The organism is Tissierellales bacterium, from assembly GCA_025210965.1.
Taxonomy (GTDB): domain Bacteria; phylum Bacillota; class Clostridia; order Tissierellales; family JAOAQY01; genus JAOAQY01.
Genome location: JAOAQY010000237.1, coordinates 1 through 4,529, shown reverse-complemented (window position 1 = coordinate 4,529; position 4,529 = coordinate 1). Strand labels below are relative to the sequence as shown.

Annotated in this window: 5 protein-coding genes; 4 read left to right on the top strand and 1 reads right to left on the bottom strand. The window is 34.3% G+C overall.

Annotation, left to right across the window (positions count from 1 at the left end):
* The 4 genes from purM to purD all read left to right on the top strand — a co-directional run.
* A partial coding sequence (gene purM, locus N4A40_16715; protein MCT4663497.1) for a phosphoribosylformylglycinamidine cyclo-ligase occupies positions 1-758 on the top strand: 758 nt, incomplete at its 5' end.
* On the top strand, positions 746-1,354 hold the full coding sequence (gene purN / locus N4A40_16710; GenBank protein MCT4663496.1) for a phosphoribosylglycinamide formyltransferase: 609 nt from the start codon (positions 746-748) through the stop codon (positions 1,352-1,354). The genes purM and purN, both read left to right, overlap by 13 nt.
* 18 nt (positions 1,355-1,372) lie before the next feature.
* Complete coding sequence (gene purH, locus N4A40_16705; protein ID MCT4663495.1) at positions 1,373-2,908, top strand: bifunctional phosphoribosylaminoimidazolecarboxamide formyltransferase/IMP cyclohydrolase; 1,536 nt, start codon at positions 1,373-1,375, stop codon at positions 2,906-2,908.
* Between the two features lie 14 nt (positions 2,909-2,922).
* The gene (gene purD, locus N4A40_16700; GenBank protein MCT4663494.1) at positions 2,923-4,185 is read left to right on the top strand and encodes a phosphoribosylamine--glycine ligase; all 1,263 of its coding nucleotides are present in this window, start codon (positions 2,923-2,925) and stop codon (positions 4,183-4,185) included.
* A 70-nt stretch (positions 4,186-4,255) separates the two neighbouring features.
* On the opposite strand, the gene N4A40_16695 is transcribed toward purD, so the two are convergent.
* The coding region (locus N4A40_16695; GenBank protein ID MCT4663493.1) for an FCD domain-containing protein at positions 4,256-4,529 on the bottom strand (274 nt) is incomplete at its 5' end.

Genomic DNA, 4,529 nt, shown 5'->3' with positions numbered 1-4,529 from the left:
TAATATGTCATGGTGCAAAACCACTGTTCTTCTTGGATTACCTTGCAACAGGGCATCTAGACCCAGAAAAAGCAGAGCAAATTGTTGCTGGTATTGCAAAGGGTTGTATGGATTCGGGTAGTGCTCTAATTGGAGGAGAAACAGCGGAAATGCCAGGATTTTATTCGGATGGAGAATATGATTTAGCAGGATTTTCAGTAGGGGCGGTTGATAAATCGAAGATTATAACAGGAGAAAAGGTATCTAGCGGAGATCAAATCATAGCAGTTCCATCTAGTGGAGTTCACAGCAATGGTTTTTCATTGGTTAGAAAAATAATAGAAATTGCAAATGTAGATTTAAATGATGTAGAAAAACCTTTTGATAAATCAATAGGAGAGGTACTTCTTGAACCTACTCAGATATATGTTGACGCTATACTTCCATTGGTTTCAAAATTTGATTTAAGTGGAATAGCACATATTACTGGTGGCGGTTTTTATGAAAATATTCCTAGAATATTGAAAGATGGTCAAATGGCAAAACTTAATTTGAATAGTTATGAGTTACCAGAAATATTCAAATGGCTAGAAGAAAAAGGAAAACTCAAAAGAGATGATATGTATCATACATTTAATATGGGAGTTGGAATGGTTATTGTAGTCAAATCAGATATAAGTGATGCTGTAATTGATGATTTGAAGTCTAGAGGGTATGGTGCATTTCTATTTGGAGAAATAGTAGATGGTGAAAAAGGAGTCGAATTATGTCTAGAGTAAATATAGGCGTGTTGGTATCCGGAGGTGGAACAAATCTACAGGCGCTAATTGATGAAATTCACAAGAAAGATATAGGAAATATAGTTCTAGTTATTTCAAACAAGGAAGAGGCATATGGACTTACTAGAGCGAATATGGAAAATATTGAAAACATATATATAGAACCTAAGGATTATACTAATAGATTCGAGTATAACAAGAGGCTTATAAAGGAAATGAACGCTAGAAATGTTGACTTAGTAGTACTTGCAGGTTATTTGAAGATACTCAGTGAAGATTGGTTTACACATTATAGAGATAAAATCGTAAATATACATCCTTCACTTATACCAAAGTATTGTGGTAAGGGATATTATGGAATAAAAGTTCACGAAGCGGTACTAAACGAAGGAGAATTCAAAACTGGAGCAACAGTACACATAGTTGATGAAGGAACGGATACAGGGCCTATACTTCTTCAAGGAACATGTGATGTGTTTGAAGATGACAGCGCTTTAAAACTTCAAAAAAGAGTACTTGAAATAGAACATAAATTGCTAGTTAGGGCAGTTAAATATTATTGTGAAAATGGGTCTTTTGAGAATTTGGGAAAATAGAATTAGGAGGAATAAAAAATGGCGAGAAGAGCACTTATAAGTGTATACGATAAAGCAGGAATAGTTGAATTTGCTAAGGAGTTAGTCAAAAGAGATTGGGAGATACTATCTACAGGTGGAACAGCTAAAAAACTTGAAAGTGAAGGTATAGAAATAATTGATTTAGAGTCAGTTACAGATTTTCCTGAATGTTTTGATGGAAGAGTAAAAACACTTCATCCTAAGATTCATGGAGGGATACTTAATAGGAGAGACAATGAAAGCGATCAAATCAGAAAGAAAGAACTCGGTATACATGACATAGATTTGGTTGTAAATACTCTCTATCCATTTAAAGAAACTGTAAAAAAACAAGGCGTATCGCATGCTGAAATCATAGAAAATATAGATATCGGTGGTCCATCTATGATACGTGCTGCAGCTAAAAATTACAAAGATTGTTACATAGTAACTGATCTAAATGATTATGATAGAATGGTAGAAGTACTTGATTTGGATGAAAGCGTTCAAAGTGACTATAGATTATACCTAGCATCTAAGGCATTTCACTTAACTGCACATTATGATGCTCTTATATCTAGTTATTTTGGTGGAATAGTTGATACAAATAGTGATACACTTACTATGACATTTGAAAAAATTAGTGATTTGAGATATGGAGAAAATCCACATCAAAAGGGAAGTTTTTATAGAGAAGTGTTTGAACAAAGAGGAAGTTTAGCTGATGCTATTCAGCTTCATGGCAAGGAATTGTCATTTAACAACATCCACGATACAAATGGAGCACTTGATATATTAAAAGAATATGAGGGACAAAAAACTATAGTTGCTGTTAAACATGCCAATCCTTGTGGTATAGGTACAGCAGAGAGTCTAGTAGAAGCTTTTGATAAGGCGTATAAATGTGATCCAGTATCTATATATGGTGGTATAATAGCATCAAATGAGATTATGGATTTAGAGACAGCACAGAAAATATCAAAGATATTTATAGAGGTAGTTGTTGCACCTGATTATGAGGAAGAGGCACTAGCTTTATTGACTAAAAAGAAAAATATCAGGGTACTTAAACTTGAAGATATAGAATACAAAACATATAAAGCTCGAGAAGTAAAAAAAGTTTTAGGAGGATTATTGGTGCAAGATAGAGATGATTCTCTAATAAAAGATGGATATACTTGTGTGACTGATAGAGAGCCAAGTGAAAGTGAAATGACTGATTTAATATTTGCTTGGAAAGCCGTAAAACATGCTAAATCAAATGGTATTGCTATGGCAAAAGATGGTGGAACGGTAGCGATAGGACCGGGTCAGGTAAGTAGAATTTGGGCAGTTGAAAACTGTATAAAACAAGGAGGAGAAATGTTAGAAGGTGCAGTTATGGCATCTGATGCATATTTCCCATTTGATGATTGTGTTGCAGCCGCTCACAAGGCAGGTATAACAGCTATTATTCAGCCTGGAGGATCTATCAGAGATGAAGAGTCTATAAAGAAGGCAAATGAGCATGGGATAGCTATGATATTTACTGGTATGCGTCATTTTAAGCATTAAAAGGAGTGAAGAATATGAAGTTCATGGTGATAGGAAAGGGAGCTAGAGAGAGTGCTATTATTTGGAAACTAAGGCAAGATCCAAAAGTCAGTCAAATATATGCGGTTCCTGGAAATGGTGGCACTAGTGATATGGCAGAGAATATAGCGCTAGATGAGAGTGATCATGAAGGAATATTGAATTTTGCAAGAAATCAAGGGATAGATATGACTATAGTAGGACCAGAGCAACCCTTAGTAGATGGTATAGTTGATAAATTTAGAAAAGCGAATTTGAAAATAATAGGTCCTGGACAAAAAGAAGCAAGGTTAGAAGGAAGTAAATTTTATTCTAAAAATTTTATGGATAGATATGGTATTCCTACTGCGAGGTATGGCAACTTTACTGATGCGAGCAGAGCTAAAGAAGCCTTAAAAGATTACGATTATCCTGTGGTAATAAAGGCAGATGGATTGGCAGCCGGTAAGGGTGTTATAATAGCACAAACGGCAGAGGAAGCGGAGAAATCTATAGATGATATGCTTATAAATGACAAATTTGGTGAAGCTGGTAAGCATATATTGATAGAAGAATTTTTAGAAGGTACAGAGTGTTCACTCATATGTTTGGTAGATGGAAAGACAATATTACCTCTTGAGAGTGCTAGAGATTATAAGAGAGCACTTGATGGAGATTTGGGTCTTAATACAGGTGGTATGGGTTGCTTTTCTCCAAATCCTATATTAAAAGATGAAAATGTTCAAAAAGAAATTGAAGAAAATATACTTAAGCCATTTCAAGTGGGAATAGATAGTGAAAGAATGGACTATAGAGGAATATTGTTTATAGGACTTATGTTTACAAAAAATGGCATAAAAGTACTAGAATTTAATGTCAGATTTGGAGATCCTGAAACAGAGGTAATACTTCCAAGGCTTGAAAATTCACTAGCTGATGTGTTTATGTCACTTCACGATAGGAAATTAGATGAACTAGAACTTAAGTGGAAAGATGATGTTAGCTTGTGTGTAGTACTAGCGTCAGAAGGTTATCCGGAAGCGTATGAAAAAGGTAAGAATATAAACATATCTGAGATAGAAGATGAATATATGGTATTTCATGCAGGTACTAGATTGGTAAATGGAGCATTAGAAACTGATGGCGGAAGAGTCATAGCATTTGGCTGTTTGGCTTCTGATTTTAAGCAAGCTAGAGCAAAGATTTACTCTCGAATAGATAGAATAAATTTCGAGGGAGCACAGTATAGAAGTGATATAGGAAAATCAATTGAGGTTTAGATATTAAGTGAAAAAGAGCCAATCGAGTAATGACTTTCAGAAAAAGTTATATGTCGGTTGGCTCTGATTTTTAGTTGTTTATTTTTTGTTTGAAATAAGAGAGCCCATTTTGAATGTGGGTTCTTATTGCATTTTCTAACTCACTTATATCATTTTTTTCTATAGCATTGATAATAGCATTGTGCTCTGCGTATATTTCAATCGTTCTATCCATATTAGCTGCAGAAATATTTCTGTCTCGAGATATTATTTTTTCAATGTTCTCAAGAGTTTCTTCTAAAACAATATTTTTAGATGCTCGCCTTATTATTTGATGAAATCTATTACTTCTATTTACTAACTCG

Coding starts and splice junctions, on each gene's coding strand:
- purN (MCT4663496.1), top strand. CDS start 746: ATGTCTAGAGTAAATATAGGCGTGTTGGTATCCGGAGGTGGAACAAAT.
- purH (MCT4663495.1), top strand. CDS start 1,373: ATGGCGAGAAGAGCACTTATAAGTGTATACGATAAAGCAGGAATAGTT.
- purD (MCT4663494.1), top strand. CDS start 2,923: ATGAAGTTCATGGTGATAGGAAAGGGAGCTAGAGAGAGTGCTATTATT.